Consider the following 14534-nt stretch of genomic DNA (forward strand, 5'->3'; position numbering starts at 1 on the left):
TGGTCGCTGCAATGCGCGGCGCGTCTGATATGTAGCTGCGATGCAGGCTGTCCTCAATTCCGCTCTTCCCATCTTCGCGTTGATCCTCACGGGGTTCCTGTGCGGCTGGTTCAATGTGTTCGACCGCACCGCGACCGACAATCTGAATCGTTTCGCCGTGTACCTGGCGCTGCCTGCGCTGATCTTCACCGCGATGTCCAAGATCGGCGTCGAGCAGGTCAGCCAGTTCGGCTTCATCGGCGCGTTCTGCGGCGGCATCGCCGCGACCTTCGCGACCGGCTTCGTGATCAGCCGCCTGCGCGGCCGCCGCGCCGCCAATGCCAGCATCGAGGGGCTCGATGCCGGCTACAGCAATGTCGGCTTCATGGGCATTCCGATGTGCCTGCTGGTGTTCGGCCCGGACAGTGCGCCGGCCTCGATCATCGCGACCCTGTTCACGGCCTGCGTGCTGTTCCTGTTCGCGATCGTCGTCGTCGAGATGGATCTGCAGAAGGGCGCCACCTTGGGCGCAACGATCGCCAAGGTGGCGCGTTCGCTGCTGACAAGTCCGTTGTTCATCGCGCCCGTCGCCGGACTCGCGGTCGGCCTCAGCGGCTTCGCATTGCCGGCGCCGTTCATGAGCTTCACCAGCCTGCTCGGCGGCGCGGCCTCGCCGGCCGCTCTGGTCTGCATCGGCCTGTTCCTGGCGCAGGAGCGCGTCGTCACGCACGATGCGACATCAATCGCGATCCTGGTGTCGCTGAAGCTGCTGATGCAGCCCGCGGTGACCGCGCTGCTCGCCTTCCACGTCTTTTCGATGCCGCCTCTCTGGTCGCATTCGGCCGTCATCCTCAGCGCGTTGCCGATCGGCTCGGGGCCGTTCACGATCGCCAAACTGTATGGGCTCGAGGCGGGTGTCACGTCGGGCTCGATCCTCGTCTCGCACATCTTCGCCGTCCTCACCGTCTCGCTGCTCGTGGCCTGGCTCGCGCCGGGCTGATCGCAACTTCATTCGCTGGAGTGGTCCGATGAAGATCTCCCCCGACAGTGCCGCCGACCTGATCGCCCGCCTGCTCAAGCGCCGCGGCGTTGCCCGCGTGTTCGCGCTGTGCGGCGGCCATATCATGCCGATCTGGATGCGGCTCGATGCCGAAGGCATCCGCATCATCGACGTGCGCGACGAGCGCGCGGCCGTGCATATGGCGCAGGCGCATGCGGAGCTGACTGGTGAGCTCGGCGTCGCCCTCGTCACGGCCGGGCCCGGCATGACCAACGCGATCACCGGCATCGCCAACGCCCACGTCTCGCGAGCGCCGGTGCTGGTGATCTCGGGCGGCAACCCGCGTCCGCAGGAGAACCGCGGCGGCCTGCAGGACATGGACCACACCCAGCTCGTGCGTTCGATCACGCGCTACGCGCGCACCGTGCGCGAGCCGTCGCTGGTGCTGCAGGAGCTCGACGAGGCGATCGCGCGCGCCTTCGGCGACGGCGGCGAGCCAGGACCTGCGTTCATCGATTTCCCGGTGGACACCTTGCGCGGCATCGTGCCCAAGGCGCTGCAACTGGAGGAGCATCTCGCGCCGAAGCCGCGGGCGGCGCCGCGGCCGGACCAGGCCGAGGTCGAGAAGGCGGTCGAACTGTTGTGGTCGGCACGGCGCGTGCTCGTCATCTCCGGCCGCGGCGCGCGCGGCGCCGGCCCTGAGCTGATCGCGCTGCTCGACCGGCTCGGCGCCGTCTATCTCGACACCGGCGAGAGCAGGGGCCTCGTGCCCGACGATCACCCCTCGGTGGTCGGCGCGATGCGCGGCGCTGTCATGGGCGATGCCGACGTGGTGCTGACGGTCGGCCGCCGGCTCGACTTCCAGCTCGCCTACGGCTCGCCGGCCGTGTTCAAGGACGCCAAATTCGTCCGCATCAGCGACACCGCGAGCGAGCTGCGCGACAATCGCCGCGGCGCAGCCGAAATCCTCGCATCACCTGCGGAAACTCTCCGGGCAATGGTTGCGCTCGCGGGCAATCGCGAGTCGGCTGTCGACAAGCAATGGGCTGGCAAGCTCCGCTCCGCGCATCAGGAGCGCGCGGCCAAGCTGCGCCAGAGCATGGCGACAGCGCCGGCCGGCAGCGACGGACGGTTGCATCCGAACCGCGTGCTGTCGGCCCTGCAGGAGGCGATCGGCAATGATGCCGTGGTCATCACCGACGGCGGCGATTTTCTCTCGTTCGCCCGCGTCGGCCTGAGCGCGCCGCTGATGCTCGATCCCGGCCCGTTCGGCTGCATCGGCATCGGCGTGCCCTATGGCATCGCCGCGAGCCTTGCCTTTCCCGACAAGCCCGTGGTGGTCGCGACCGGCGACGGCGCCTTCGGCTTCAACGCGATCGAGGTCGACACGGCCGTGCGCCACAAGGCGCCGGTGCTGATCGTCGTCGCCAACAACGGCGCCTGGCAGATCGAGGTGCACGACCAGACCGTGACCCATGGCAAGGTGGTCGGCACCAGGCTGCAATTCGCCGATCACGCCGCGATGGCGCGCGCCTTCGGCATGCATGCCGAGCGGGTCGAAACCGCGGAGCAGCTCGGACCTGCGATCCAGCGCGCGCTCGCGAATCGCCCGGCGCTGCTCGATGTGGTGGTGACGCCGGAAGCGGTGTCGTCGGATGCCAAGACCGGGCTCGCATGGGTGCCGGATCTGCAGCCGCTGGCAGCGTGGGACGAGGCGGAGCGCAAGTGGCGCGGCGCGTGAGGCCTCACACCTGCTGCAGCTGCCGCGGCGCGCTGAGCCACAGCGCGAGCAGGGTGCAGACTGCGCCGGACAGCAGGTAGCCGCCGGCCGAGAGCAGGCCGAGATGGGCGGCCAGCACGAGTGCCGCCAGCGGCGCGAAGCCGGCGCCGAACAGCCAGGCGAGGTCCGCCGTGAGCGCCGATGCCGTATAGCGATAGGTGCGCGCGAAATTGGCGGCGATCGCGCCGGAGGACTGGCCGAACGACAGGCCGAGCAGGATGAAGCCGAGCACCATGTAGATGGTCTCGCCGATCGGGCCGGCATCGAGCAGTTGCGGCGCGAAGCCCGAGAACACCGCGATCGCGATCGCCGAGCCGATCAGGAGCGACTTGCGGCCGATGCGGTCGGCCAGCATGCCGGACCCGACAATGGCGACGACGCCGAACACCGCGCCGACCGCCTCGATGACCAGGAAGCGCGCCGGCGTCTCCTTGGTGAACAGGAACACCCAGGACAGCGGAAACACCGTCACCATGTGGAACAGCGCGAAGCTCGCCAGCGGCGCGAACGCGCCGATCACGATGTTGCGGCCCTCGTGCCGGATCGTGGTCATGACGCGCGCCGGCTGCAATTCGCGCGACTGGAACAGCTCGTCATATTCAGGCGTCACCACCATGCGCAGCCGCGCGAACAGCGCCACGACGTTGATGGCGAACGCCACGAAGAACGGGTAGCGCCAGCCCCAGTCGAAGAAGTCGGCCGCGGAGAGATAGCCGACGAAGAACGCGAACAGCACGCTGGCGACGATCAGCCCGAGCGGCGCGCCGAGCTGCGGGATCATCGCATACCAGCCGCGCTGGTGCTCCGGCGCATTCATGGCAAGCAGCGACGCCAACCCGTCCCAGGCGCCGCCCCAGGCGAGGCCCTGGCCGATCCGCGCCAGCGCCAGCAGCCAGATCGCGGCCGCACCGACGGTGTGATAGCTCGGCAGGAAGGCGATCGCGACCGTCGAGGTGCCCAGCAGGAACAATGCGGTGATCAGCTTGGCGCTCTTGCCGTAGCGGCGGTCGATCGCCATGAAGATCACGCTGCCGAACGGGCGGGCGATGAAGGCGAGCGCGAACAGCGCGAACGAATACAGCGTCTGCGTCAGCTCGTCGGCGAACGGAAACACGAGGCGCGGAAACACGATCACCGAGGCGATGGCGTAGACGAAGAAGTCGAAGAACTCCGACGTGCGCCCGACGATCACGCCGATCGCGATCTCGCCCGGATGCGCCTCATGCGTGCGGGACAGATGGGTTTCGCCGTCGGCGGTCGCCGCTGCCTGTGTCATCGCGCTGCCTGCAGTCCTCTCGTACTCTATTTTCGCCACGTAATTGTCGTCCTCGGCGCCGCTCCGGTATTGGACAAATTGTCCAATACCGGCCGTGTCGTCCGATCGCTAGGTGAGGCCTCGTTCAGAGATCCGCCGTGCGACGAGGTTGAGCGTGCGTTACTGGAAATTCTTAGGCATGCTGCCGCTGGGGCTCGCGCTCGGAGGCTGCAATCTGGTCGTGCTCGCGCCCTCCGGCGACGTCGCCGCCCAGCAGCGCGATCTCGTGATCATCGCCACCGTACTGATGCTGCTGATCGTGATCCCGGTGATGGCGGCCACGGCCATCGTGGCTTGGCGCTACCGCCAGTCGAACCAGGCAGCGACCTACACGCCGGATTGGGATCACTCCACCCAGCTCGAGCTTCTGATCTGGGCGGCGCCGCTGCTGATCATCATCTGCCTGGGCGCGGTGACGTGGATGGGTACGCATCTGCTCGATCCCTATCGCACGCTCGGACGCATCTCCGCCGAGCGCGCGGTGACGCCGCAGGACAAGCCGCTCGAGGTCAACGTCGTCGCGCTCGATTGGAAGTGGCTGTTCATCTATCCCGAATACGGCATCGCCAGCCTCAACGAGCTCGCAGCTCCCGTGAACCGGCCGCTCGATTTCAGGATCACCTCGTCCTCGGTAATGAACTCGTTCTATATTCCGGCACTCGCCGGCCAGATCTATGCGATGCCGGGCATGCAGAGCCGGCTGCACGCCGTCATCAACAAGCCCGGCGTCTATCGCGGCTTCTCGGCCAACTACAGCGGCTCCGGCTTCTCCGGCATGCGCTTCGCTTTCCGTGGCCTGTCGGATGCGGACTTCGCCGGCTGGGTCGACAAGGCCAAGGCGAGTGGGCAGGAGCTCAACAAGCAGGATTATCTTGCGCTCGAGCGTCCGAGCGCCAATGAACCGGTTCGCCACTATGCCTCGGTTGACAGCGACCTGTTCCGCGCCATCCTCAACATGTGCGTCGAGCCCGGCAAGATGTGCATGAGCGAGATGATGGCGATCGACGCGCAGGGCGGCATGGGCATGGCCGGCGTGCGCAACACGCTGCCGCTCGCCTATGACAAGTTCGCCGGCCGCGGCGCCGTGTTCGGCGCCGAGCCGAGCTTCGTTGCCGGCGGCGTCTGCCTGCCGGGCGATCAGGTCACGCGGATGGCCGACGAGTCTTCGCCGACCGTGCTGGCGCCGCTGGACTGGACGCCATTGCAGGGGCGCGGGCTGGCGCGGCCCGGCCTGCTGCGGCCGTCCAAGGCATCCTTCATCACGGGGCCAACCTCAAAGTCGGATTCGTGAGGGTCCATCATGTTCGATACAGCAGAGCTCACAAAGATCATCTTCGGCCGGCTGACGCTGGAGTCGCTGCCGCTGCACGAGCCGATCATCGTCGGCACCTTCGCCATGGTCGCGCTCGGCGGTCTCGCGCTGTTTGGCGCGATCACCTATTTCCGGCTGTGGGGCTATCTCTGGAAAGAGTGGTTCACCACCGTCGACCACAAGCGCATCGGCATCATGTACATGGTGCTCGGCATCGTCATGCTGCTGCGCGGCTTCGCCGATGCGCTGATGATGCGCCTGCAGCAGGCGATCGCCTTCAATGGCTCCGAAGGCTACCTGAACTCGCACCACTATGATCAGGTGTTCACGGCCCACGGCGTGATCATGATCTTCTTCGTGGCGATGCCGCTGGTCACCGGCCTGATGAACTACGTCGTGCCGCTGCAGATCGGCGCCCGCGACGTGTCGTTCCCGTTCCTCAACAATTTCAGCTTCTGGATGACCACGTCCGGCGCCGTGCTGGTGATGTGCTCGCTGTTCGTCGGCGAGTTCGCGCGCACCGGCTGGCTGGCCTATCCGCCGCTGTCGAACCTGTCCTACAGTCCGGATGTCGGCGTCGACTATTACATCTGGGCGCTGCAGGTTGCCGGCGTGGGAACGTTGTTATCCGGCGTCAACCTGATCTGCACCATCGTCAAGATGCGCGCCCCCGGCATGACCATGATGAAGATGCCGGTCTTCACCTGGACGTCACTGTGCACCAACGTCCTGATCGTCGCCTCCTTCCCGGTGCTGACAGCGGTGCTGGCGCTGCTGTCGCTCGACCGCTACGTCGGCACCAACTTCTTTACCAATGATTTCGGCGGCGATCCGATGATGTATGTCAACCTCATCTGGATCTGGGGCCATCCGGAGGTCTACATCCTCATCCTGCCGGCGTTCGGCATCTTCTCCGAGGTGACCTCGACCTTCTCGGGCAAGCGGCTGTTCGGCTATACCTCGATGGTCTACGCCACCGTCGTCATCACCATCCTGTCCTACCTGGTCTGGCTGCACCACTTCTTCACCATGGGCTCCGGCGCCAGCGTGAACTCGTTCTTCGGCATCACCACGATGATCATCTCGATCCCGACGGGCGCGAAGATGTTCAACTGGCTGTTCACGATGTATCGCGGCCGCATTCGCTTCGAGCTGCCGATGATGTGGACGGTCGCGTTCATGCTGACCTTCGTGATCGGCGGCATGACCGGCGTGCTGCTCGCGGTGCCGCCGGCCGATTTCGTGCTGCACAACAGCCTGTTCCTGGTCGCGCATTTCCACAACGTCATCATCGGCGGCGTGCTGTTCGGCCTGTTCGCCGGCATCGCCTACTGGTTCCCGAAGGCGTTCGGCTTCAAGCTCGACCCGTTCTGGGGCAAGATGTCGTTCTGGTTCTGGACGGTGGGCTTCTACTTCGCCTTCATGCCGCTCTATGTGCTCGGCCTGATGGGCGTGACGCGTCGCCTGCGCACCTTCGACGATCCGAGCCTGCAGATCTGGTTCGTGATCGCCGGCATCGGCGCCTTCCTGATCCTGTTGGGCATCGCGAGCTTCCTGATCCAGATCGCGGTCAGCATCCTGCGCCGCGAGCAGCTCGCCGACGTCTCCGGCGATCCCTGGAATGCACGTACGCTGGAATGGGCGACGTCGTCGCCGCCGCCGGCCTACAACTTCGCCTTCACGCCTGTCGTCCACGACAACGACGCATGGTGGGACATGAAGCGCCGTGGCTACACCCGTCCGCTCGCCGGCTTCAAGGCGATCCACATGCCGAGCAACACCGGCACCGGCGTGATCCTGGCAGCGCTCAGCACCACCATGGCGTTTGGCCTGATCTGGTACATGTGGTGGATGGCGGCGGGCAGCTTCGTCGCGCTGCTCGCGGTCGCGATCGGCCACACCTTCAACTATCACCGCAGCTTCCACATCCCGGCCGATGAGGTCGTCAGCGCCGAGCGTGCGCGCACCGAGCTGCTCGCGGCAGGAGCCAAGTCATGACGGTCGCGATGGGCACGATGAAGGCGGGGGAACCGGTCTTCTACGTCGTCGACGAGCACGAGCACGCCGAAGGCAGCAGCACCATGCTCGGCTTCTGGATCTATCTGATGAGCGACTGTCTCATCTTCGCGATCCTGTTCGCCGTCTATGGCGTGCTCGGCGCCAAATATGCCGCTGGTCCGGCGCCGAAGGACCTGTTCGACCTGTCGCTGGTCGCGGTCAACACCTCGTTCCTGCTGCTGTCCTCGCTCACCTATGGCTTCGCGATGCTGTCGATGCAGCAGAATCGCGTCGGCGCGATGCAGGCCTGGCTCGTGGTGACCGGGCTGTTCGGCCTCGCCTTCCTCGGCATCGAGCTGACCGAGTTCGCGCACATGATCCATGAGGGCGCGACGCCGCAACGCAGCGCCTTTCTGTCGTCGTTCTTCACGCTCGTTGGAACCCACGGCCTGCATGTGACGTTCGGTCTGGTCTGGCTGGTCACGCTGATGGTGCAGGTCAGGACCCACGGCCTGATCGAGGCCAACCGCCGCCGGCTGGTCTGCCTCAGCATGTTCTGGCACTTCCTCGACGTGATCTGGATCGGTGTCTTCACCTTCGTCTATCTGATGGGAATGCTGCGATGAGCTCTGATGCACACGCGCACGGCTCGGCCGACGACCATGCCGGCACGCGCTCCGGCCAGCTGATCGGCTTCGGCGCCTCCGTCGTCCTCACTGCGATTCCGTTTCTGCTGGTGATGAATGGCTCGCTCGACAAGCAGGCAACCGCGCTGATCATCATGGCGTTCGCGGCCGTGCAGGTGGTCGTTCACATGATCTTCTTCCTGCACATGAACACCAAGGCCGAGGGCGGCTGGACCATGATGGCGCTGATCTTCACCATCATCATGGTGGTGATCGCGCTCTCGGGCTCGCTCTGGGTCATGCATCACCTGACCACCAACATGATGCCGGTGCACGAGATGGGCCAGACGCCGTGATGTCGGCTCCTGCCGACGGGGCAGGGGAACACGATGAGGCCGGCCGCGGGCGATCCGGCGCGCTGCGGCTCGCGATCGGCGCGGCGTGGGTTGCGTGCGTCGCGGTTCTGCTGGCGCTGGGCGTCTGGCAGATCGAGCGGCGGGCCTGGAAACTCGACCTGATCGATCGTGTCGAGCACCGCGTTCATGCCGAACCTGTGCCGGCGCCGGGCCCGGCGGATTGGCCGGCGATCAATCGCAGCGATGACGAGTACAAGCGGGTGACACTGAGCGGCCGCTTTCTCAACGATCGCGAGACGCTGGTGCAGGCGCTGACGGTCGAGGGCTCCGGCTATTGGGTGGTGACGCCGCTGCAGACCGCCGGCGGCACCGTGCTCGTCAATCGTGGCTTCGTGCCCGCGGATCGCCGCGCCCGCGCAAGCCGCAGCGCCGGGAACCCGGATGGCACGGTCAGCGTGACGGGATTGCTGCGGCTCTCCGAGCCGGGCGGCGGCTTCCTGCGCCACAACGATCCCGCGGGGAATCGCTGGTATTCACGTGACGTCGGGGCGATCGCGGCGGCGCGCGGTCTGTCCGACGTCGCGCCATTCTTCGTCGATGCCGATGCGACCCCGAATCCCGGCGGGCTTCCGATCGGCGGACTCACCGTGATCTCGTTTCCGAACAACCATCTGGTTTACGCGCTCACCTGGTTTACATTGGCTCTCATGCTGGCCGGCGCCGGGCTGCAGCGGCTCCGCCGCGCGCAGCGTGACCCGAAGCGCCGGCGGCGCAGGATGTGGAATGGGATCAGCGGCGGCAGGACATGGGTGGATGCGGGGTGACGTGTTGAGGGATCGAAGCTCCCCGTTCTGGCGGCGGAGACCGGACGTGGCCTCATGAGAAGCGAGGCGCCCAACCTGCCGTTCGGAGCGGTGGCCGCGATCGCCACACCCGAGATCAACGCGCCGCTGCCGACCAGGGACGCGACCAACCGCAAGAACATGGTGCTGCTGATCCAGCTGCGCTGGATCGCCGTGGTCGGCCAGATCGTCACCATCGGCTTCGTGACCACCTGGTTCGGCATCGCGCTGCCGGTGCTGCCGATGGTGGCGATCATCTGCGCGCTGGTGGCGCTCAACGTCGCCAGCCACATCTGGCTGCGCAGGCGCGACGACGTCGGCAATCGCCATTTGCTGATCGCCCTGATGCTGGACGTGGTGGCGTTGACATCGGAGCTCTATCTCACCGGCGGTGCGTCGAATCCGTTCACGTGCCTCTATCTGCTGCAGGTCACGCTGGGGGCCGTGCTGCTCGATGCGCGCTCGTCCTGGTCGCTGGTCGCACTGACGGTGCTCAGCTTCATCTGGCTCACCATCGAGTACCGCCCGCTGCAACTGCCGCAGCATCACGTCAGCGATGCCTTCACCCTGCACATCACCGGCATGTTCGTCGGCTTCGTGCTCGACGCCGTGCTGCTCGTCGTGTTCGTCACCCGGATCAACCGGAACCTGCGCGAGCGCGACGCCAAGCTCGCCGATCTGCGCCAGCACGCCGTCGAGCAGGATCACATCATCCGCATGGGCCTGCTCGCCTCAGGTGCCGCGCATGAGCTCGGGACCCCGCTGGCGTCGATCTCGGTGATCCTGAACGATTGGCGGCGCATGACCGCGATCTCTGCCGATCCGACGCTCGCGGAGGATTTCACCGAAATGGAAGCGGCGGTGCAGCGCTGCAAGTCGATCGTGACTGACATCCTGGTCTCGGCCGGCCAGGCGCGGGGCGAAGGCTCGGCGCCCACGACGTTGAAGGCGTTCCTGACGACGCTGGTCGCCGAATGGAGCGCGGCGCGCTCGGCGCGCAATCTGACGTTCCGCAACGAGTTCGGCTCGGATCCGACGATCGTCTCCGATGTCGCGCTGAAGCAGGCGATCGTCAACGTGCTCGACAACGCGTTCGAAGTCTCGCGCGAGTGGGTGGAGTTCGTCGCCGAACGGGACGGCGATCAGCTGCTGCTCAGCGTCAGCGATCGCGGGCCGGGTTTTGATCCGGCGATGCTGGGCCAGCTCGGACGTCCCTATCAGTCGAGCAAGGGCCGCCCGGGGCGCGGTCTGGGCCTGTTCCTGGTGGTCAACGTGATCCGCAAGCTGGGCGGCAGCGTTTCGGCCTGGAACCACCGGGGACGTGGGGCGACCGTACGGCTGTCGCTGCCGTTGTCGACGCTTGTGATTGGAGAGCGCGATGGCGAATGACATGTCTCTCCTGATCGTCGAGGACGATGACGGTTTTGCACGCACCCTGAAGCGCTCGTTCGAGCGGCGCGGCTACGAGGCCGTGATCGCGGCGTCGCTCGAGGACGTCGACCAGGCCGTCAAGGAGAAGACGTTCGGCTATGCCGTCGTCGATCTCAAGCTCGGCGGCGCCTCAGGCCTCGTCTGCGTCGAGAAGCTGCACGCGCATGATCCGGAGATGCTGATCGTGGTGCTCACGGGCTTTGCCAGCATCGCCACTGCGGTGGAGGCGATCAAGCTCGGCGCCTGCCATTATCTCGCCAAGCCGTCGAACACCGACGATATCGAGGAAGCGTTCCGCAAGGCGCAGGGCAATGCGCAAGTGGCGCTGGCCGAGCGTTCCACCTCGATCAAGACGCTGGAGTGGGAGCGTATCCACCAGACCCTGATCGAGACAGACTTCAACATCTCCGAAGCCGCAAGAAGGCTCGGCATGCATCGCCGGACTCTGGCGCGCAAGCTGGAGAAGCGCCCGGTGAAGTAGGATGGTCTGCTGTCGTTCGCAGCGATGGAAAGCAGCTAGTTCGGCAGAGCGTGGCAGGCTCCCTCTCCCCGTGAAGAACGGGGAGAGGGAGCGCACTACAGTCGTGGCGAGCACCTACTCTGCCGGTCGCTCATGCGCGCCTCAACCTACTCCCTCGCCAGCGCCGTTGCCGGATCGAGCCGCGAGGCGCCGCGGGCGGGCATGTAGCCGAAGCCGATGCCGATCGCCATCGACGTGACGGCGGCGCCGACCATGGCCAGCGGCGAATAGATCAGCTGGAAGCCGACGTCGAGCGCGTTGAAGACCGTGCCGAAGCCGACCGCGAGCGCCAGGCCCAGCGCACCGCCAAGCAGGCAGACCAGCACGGCCTCGATCAGGAACTGCATCAGGATGTCGCTGCGCCGCGCGCCGACCGCCATGCGCACGCCGATCTCGCCGACGCGCTCGGACACCGATACCAGCATGATGTTCATGACGCCGATGCCGCCGACCAAGAGCGAGATCACGGCGATGGCCGCCACCAGCAGGGTCAGAACCTGCGTCGTGCTCTCGACGGTCTTGCGGATGTCGTCGGTGTTGAGCACGAAGAAGTCCTTGGCGTTGTGCCGTGCCGTCAGCAGCGCCGTCGCGGCGCGCTCGGCCGCCGCCATCGGCGTCGCCTCGTCGACGCGGACGCTGATGCTGCGCAGCACCTGGTTGCCGAGGAAGCGCGCCTGCACCGTGGTGTAAGGCAGATAGACGATCGGCGTGGAGCTGGAGCCGAACCCGGCCTGCTGCTGCTTGGTGACGCCGACGACGCGGCAGGGCACCTTGCCGATCAGGATGACGCTGCCGAGCGGACTGACGTCGGAATCCGGAAACAGCGCCTTGCGCGCATTGTCGTCGATCACGGCGTCCTGGGCGTAGGATCGCACGGTGTCGGCATCGAGATAGCTGCCTTCCGCGAGCTCGGTGTTCTTGACGCGGAAATACTGCTCGCCGACGCCCGAGATCTGGGCGCTGACCTCGACGGCGCCGAACCGCAAGGTGCTGGTGGTCGAGACCGTCGGCGAGATCGCATCCACGTAAGGCTGCTCAGCCATGACCTTGGCATCCGCGAGCACCAGCGTCCTGATCTTGCTGGAACGGGTGTCGCCGAAATCCTTGCCGGGAAAGAATTCCAGCGTGTTGGTGCCGAGCCGGTTGATGTTCTCCAGCACCCGCGCCTGCGAGCCGCGGCCGAGCGCCAGCACCATGACGACGGAGGCGACGCCGATGATGATGCCGAGCATGGTGAGGAAGGCGCGCAGCCGGTGCGCATTCATGGCGAGCAGCGCCATCCGTGCCGCCTCGCGGAAGCGGTCGAGATGACTGCGCCACCATGACGGCGCCGGCGATCCGGCGTCCTCGGCCGCGGCGGCAGCCGCCGGCCCGGGCGAAAGTGGATTGGGCTTGTCCGAGATGACGCGGCCGTCCTGCAGCTCGATGATGCGGCGCGCGCGCTGCGCGACGCCGGCATCATGCGTGACGATGATGACCGTGCGGCCGGAGGCGCTGATCTCGTCGAGGATGCGCAGCACCTCCTCGCCGCTGGCGCGGTCGAGCGCACCGGTCGGCTCGTCGGCGAGGATCACGTCGGGATCGTTGACCAGCGCGCGGGCGATCGAGACGCGCTGCTGCTGGCCGCCGGAGAGCTGTCCCGGCCTGTGATCGGTGCGGCTGCCCATGCCGAGCCGCTGCAGCAGCGCCTCGGCCTTGCGGCGCCGGGCCGACGGGCCAAGCCCCGCATAGACGGCGGGCACCTCGGCATTCTCGGTGGCAGTGAGCTCGCCGAGCAGATGATAGCGCTGGAAGATGAAGCCGAAATGCTCGCGCCGCAGCGCCGCCAGCTCATCCGGATCGAGCGAGCTCATTTCACGTCCGGCGATCCGGTAGCTGCCGGACGTCGGACGGTCCAGACAGCCGAGGATGTTCATTAGCGTCGACTTGCCGGAGCCCGACTGGCCGATGATCGCCACCATCTCGCCGCGCGCGATCCGGAGGTCAACGCCGCGCAAAGCGTGGACCGTGCCTTCGCCGGACGCGTAGCACCGTCCGACATTCTGCAGGTCGATCAGGACCTCGGTCATCATGCGCCTCCGGGCGGCGGCGGCATCACGGTTTGCTTCGTGCCCTGCTCGGGCGCCGAGATCACGACCCGCTCGCCCTCGCGCAGGCCGGACTGCACCTCGGCCCTGATCTTGTTGTTGAGGCCGATCCGCACCGCGCGTTTCTCCAGCGCGCCTGCGCCATTGAGCACGCGGACGTTGTAGCTGCCGTCCGGATTGGCATTGCCCAGCGCCGACGAGGCGATCGTCAGCACGTTGCGCGCTTCGCCGAGCAGGATGTGGACCTCGGCCGTCATGTAGGTCATCAGCCGCCCCTCAGGATTGGCGACGTCGAACACGCCGTTGTAGTAGATCGCCGACGATGTGGATGATGACGACGTGCTGCTGCTGCTCGATGTCGTGGTCGAGCTCGAGGAGAAGCTCGAATCGCTCTTGATCGATTCCGGCGCCGGCTCGATCGTGCCGAGCGTGGCCTCGTAGCGGCGGTCGGGATCGCCGAGGATGGTGAAGTAGATGTTCTGTCCCGGCCGGACCCGGACGACGTCGGCCTCCGAGATTTCGACGCGCACCGTCATGGTCTCGACCTGGCCGAGCACGACGATGGTCGGCGCCGACTGCACCGCATTGACGGTCTGGCCCTGCTGGGTGACGATCGACAGCACGGTGCCGTCGATCGGGGCCGTGATCTTGGTGTAGCCGAGATTGACGCGCGCGGTTTCGATCGCGACCTCGGCCTCGACGATCTGTGCGTCCAACTGCGCGATCTGGGCCTGGGTCTGCTTGGCGGTCGCCTCGGCGCTGTCGTAGTCGGCGCGCGACGAGGCCTTCTGCGCCAGCGTGACCTGCTGCCGCGCCAGGTTCGCCTCGGCCAGCGCCAGGGTGGCGACTTTCTCGTCGCGTTGCGCCCGGACGTTGCGCAGACTCGCCTCGTTGGTGCGCAGCGTATTCTGTTGCGTCAGCGAGTCGATTTCGGCGATCAGATCGCCGGCCTTGACCTTCTGTCCCAGCTTGACGTTGAGTGCGACCAGCCGTCCCGACGCCTGGGCGCCGACCGCCACCAGCTTGACCGGTTTCAGCGTGCCGGTGGCGAGCACGGTCTGCTCGATGTCGCCGAGGGTGACCGGCGCCGTCACCAGGTTGGCGTTCGGATTGCGTGTGAACCGGGTAACGAACAGGAGGGCCAGCGCGAGCGCGACGAGCAGGCTGATGATCAGCACAGCCCGGCGGCGCGGACGCTTCGGCTTCAGCACCGGCGGGACGCCGTCTTCCGTAGCGGACGGTCGGGGCATGTGGGGCAGGGGTGCGTTCATCGCCTTGACTTCGAAAG

At 66.4% G+C, this 14534-nt stretch carries 12 protein-coding genes; 9 read left to right on the top strand and 3 right to left on the bottom strand.

Annotated elements, in window-relative coordinates; genetic code table 11:
• The first annotated feature begins 40 nt into the window (after nt 1-40).
• Both ACQR1H_RS06690 and ACQR1H_RS06695 read left to right on the top strand, forming a co-directional pair.
• Nucleotides 41-979, top strand: a complete 939-nt coding sequence (locus ACQR1H_RS06690; RefSeq protein ID WP_434845754.1) for an AEC family transporter — start codon at nt 41-43, stop codon at nt 977-979.
• A 28-nt stretch (nt 980-1007) separates the two neighbouring features.
• A complete protein-coding gene (locus ACQR1H_RS06695; protein ID WP_434884573.1) occupies nt 1008-2720 on the top strand; it encodes a thiamine pyrophosphate-binding protein in 1713 nt (570 codons plus the stop codon).
• A 4-nt stretch (nt 2721-2724) separates the two neighbouring features.
• Here the strand turns inward: ACQR1H_RS06695 and ACQR1H_RS06700 are convergent, their stop codons facing one another.
• Nucleotides 2725-4035 (bottom strand): MFS transporter, encoded by a 1311-nt coding sequence (locus tag ACQR1H_RS06700; RefSeq protein WP_434839323.1) that lies wholly within the window; start codon nt 4033-4035, stop codon nt 2725-2727.
• 154 nt (nt 4036-4189) lie between these two features.
• On the opposite strand from ACQR1H_RS06700, the gene cyoA reads away from it, so the two are divergent.
• Genes cyoA through ACQR1H_RS06735 form a run of 7 tightly spaced genes read left to right on the top strand, consistent with a single transcriptional unit; the run spans nt 4190 to nt 11120 of the window.
• Nucleotides 4190-5365, top strand: a complete 1176-nt coding sequence (gene cyoA, locus ACQR1H_RS06705; protein WP_316181671.1) for a ubiquinol oxidase subunit II — start codon at nt 4190-4192, stop codon at nt 5363-5365.
• A gap of 9 nt (nt 5366-5374) precedes the next feature.
• Nucleotides 5375-7384: a cytochrome o ubiquinol oxidase subunit I gene (gene cyoB / locus ACQR1H_RS06710; RefSeq protein ID WP_316181673.1), complete on the top strand. Its 2010-nt coding sequence runs from the start codon at nt 5375-5377 to the stop codon at nt 7382-7384.
• A complete protein-coding gene (gene cyoC / locus ACQR1H_RS06715) occupies nt 7381-8010 on the top strand; it encodes a cytochrome o ubiquinol oxidase subunit III (protein ID WP_434886294.1) in 630 nt (209 codons plus the stop codon). The genes cyoB and cyoC overlap by 4 nt, the downstream gene beginning before the upstream one ends.
• Entirely contained in the window at nt 8007-8366 is a 360-nt protein-coding gene (cyoD, locus tag ACQR1H_RS06720; protein ID WP_315752397.1) for a cytochrome o ubiquinol oxidase subunit IV, read from the top strand. Before cyoC ends, cyoD begins: the two co-directional genes overlap by 4 nt.
• Entirely contained in the window at nt 8366-9190 is an 825-nt protein-coding gene (locus ACQR1H_RS06725) for an SURF1 family protein (protein WP_434907322.1), read from the top strand. The genes cyoD and ACQR1H_RS06725 overlap by 1 nt, the downstream gene beginning before the upstream one ends.
• A gap of 54 nt (nt 9191-9244) precedes the next feature.
• Nucleotides 9245-10597, top strand: coding sequence for an ATP-binding protein (locus ACQR1H_RS06730; protein ID WP_315802090.1), 1353 nt, complete (start codon nt 9245-9247; stop codon nt 10595-10597).
• On the top strand, nt 10587-11120 hold the full coding sequence (locus ACQR1H_RS06735; RefSeq protein WP_315802091.1) for a response regulator transcription factor: 534 nt from the start codon (nt 10587-10589) through the stop codon (nt 11118-11120). The genes ACQR1H_RS06730 and ACQR1H_RS06735 overlap by 11 nt, the downstream gene beginning before the upstream one ends.
• Before the next feature lie 146 nt (nt 11121-11266).
• Here ACQR1H_RS06735 and ACQR1H_RS06740 read toward each other — a convergent pair whose 3' ends face one another.
• Both ACQR1H_RS06740 and ACQR1H_RS06745 read right to left on the bottom strand, forming a co-directional pair.
• Nucleotides 11267-13228, bottom strand: a complete 1962-nt coding sequence (locus ACQR1H_RS06740; protein WP_434839440.1) for a MacB family efflux pump subunit — start codon at nt 13226-13228, stop codon at nt 11267-11269.
• The gene (locus tag ACQR1H_RS06745) at nt 13228-14517 is read right to left on the bottom strand and encodes an efflux RND transporter periplasmic adaptor subunit (RefSeq protein ID WP_316236933.1); all 1290 of its coding nucleotides are present in this window, start codon (nt 14515-14517) and stop codon (nt 13228-13230) included. The genes ACQR1H_RS06740 and ACQR1H_RS06745 overlap by 1 nt, the downstream gene beginning before the upstream one ends.
• Nucleotides 14518-14534 lie beyond the last annotated feature (17 nt).

The sequence above is a fragment of the Bradyrhizobium sp. HKCCYLRH2015 genome (assembly GCF_051168215.1).
Lineage (GTDB): Bacteria > Pseudomonadota > Alphaproteobacteria > Rhizobiales > Xanthobacteraceae > Bradyrhizobium.

Bases quoted from the DNA above. Each gene is read 5' to 3' on its own strand.
- ACQR1H_RS06735 (WP_315802091.1), top strand. From the start codon at position 10,587: ATGGCGAATGACATGTCTCTCCTGATCGTCGAGGACGATGACGGTTTT.
- cyoD (WP_315752397.1), top strand. From the start codon at position 8,007: ATGAGCTCTGATGCACACGCGCACGGCTCGGCCGACGACCATGCCGGC.
- cyoB (WP_316181673.1), top strand. From the start codon at position 5,375: ATGTTCGATACAGCAGAGCTCACAAAGATCATCTTCGGCCGGCTGACG.
- ACQR1H_RS06700 (WP_434839323.1), bottom strand. From the start codon at position 4,035: ATGACACAGGCAGCGGCGACCGCCGACGGCGAAACCCATCTGTCCCGC.
- ACQR1H_RS06745 (WP_316236933.1), bottom strand. From the start codon at position 14,517: ATGAACGCACCCCTGCCCCACATGCCCCGACCGTCCGCTACGGAAGAC.
- ACQR1H_RS06740 (WP_434839440.1), bottom strand. From the start codon at position 13,228: ATGACCGAGGTCCTGATCGACCTGCAGAATGTCGGACGGTGCTACGCG.
- ACQR1H_RS06725 (WP_434907322.1), top strand. From the start codon at position 8,366: ATGTCGGCTCCTGCCGACGGGGCAGGGGAACACGATGAGGCCGGCCGC.
- cyoC (WP_434886294.1), top strand. From the start codon at position 7,381: ATGACGGTCGCGATGGGCACGATGAAGGCGGGGGAACCGGTCTTCTAC.
- ACQR1H_RS06690 (WP_434845754.1), top strand. From the start codon at position 41: ATGCAGGCTGTCCTCAATTCCGCTCTTCCCATCTTCGCGTTGATCCTC.
- ACQR1H_RS06695 (WP_434884573.1), top strand. From the start codon at position 1,008: ATGAAGATCTCCCCCGACAGTGCCGCCGACCTGATCGCCCGCCTGCTC.
- ACQR1H_RS06730 (WP_315802090.1), top strand. From the start codon at position 9,245: ATGAGAAGCGAGGCGCCCAACCTGCCGTTCGGAGCGGTGGCCGCGATC.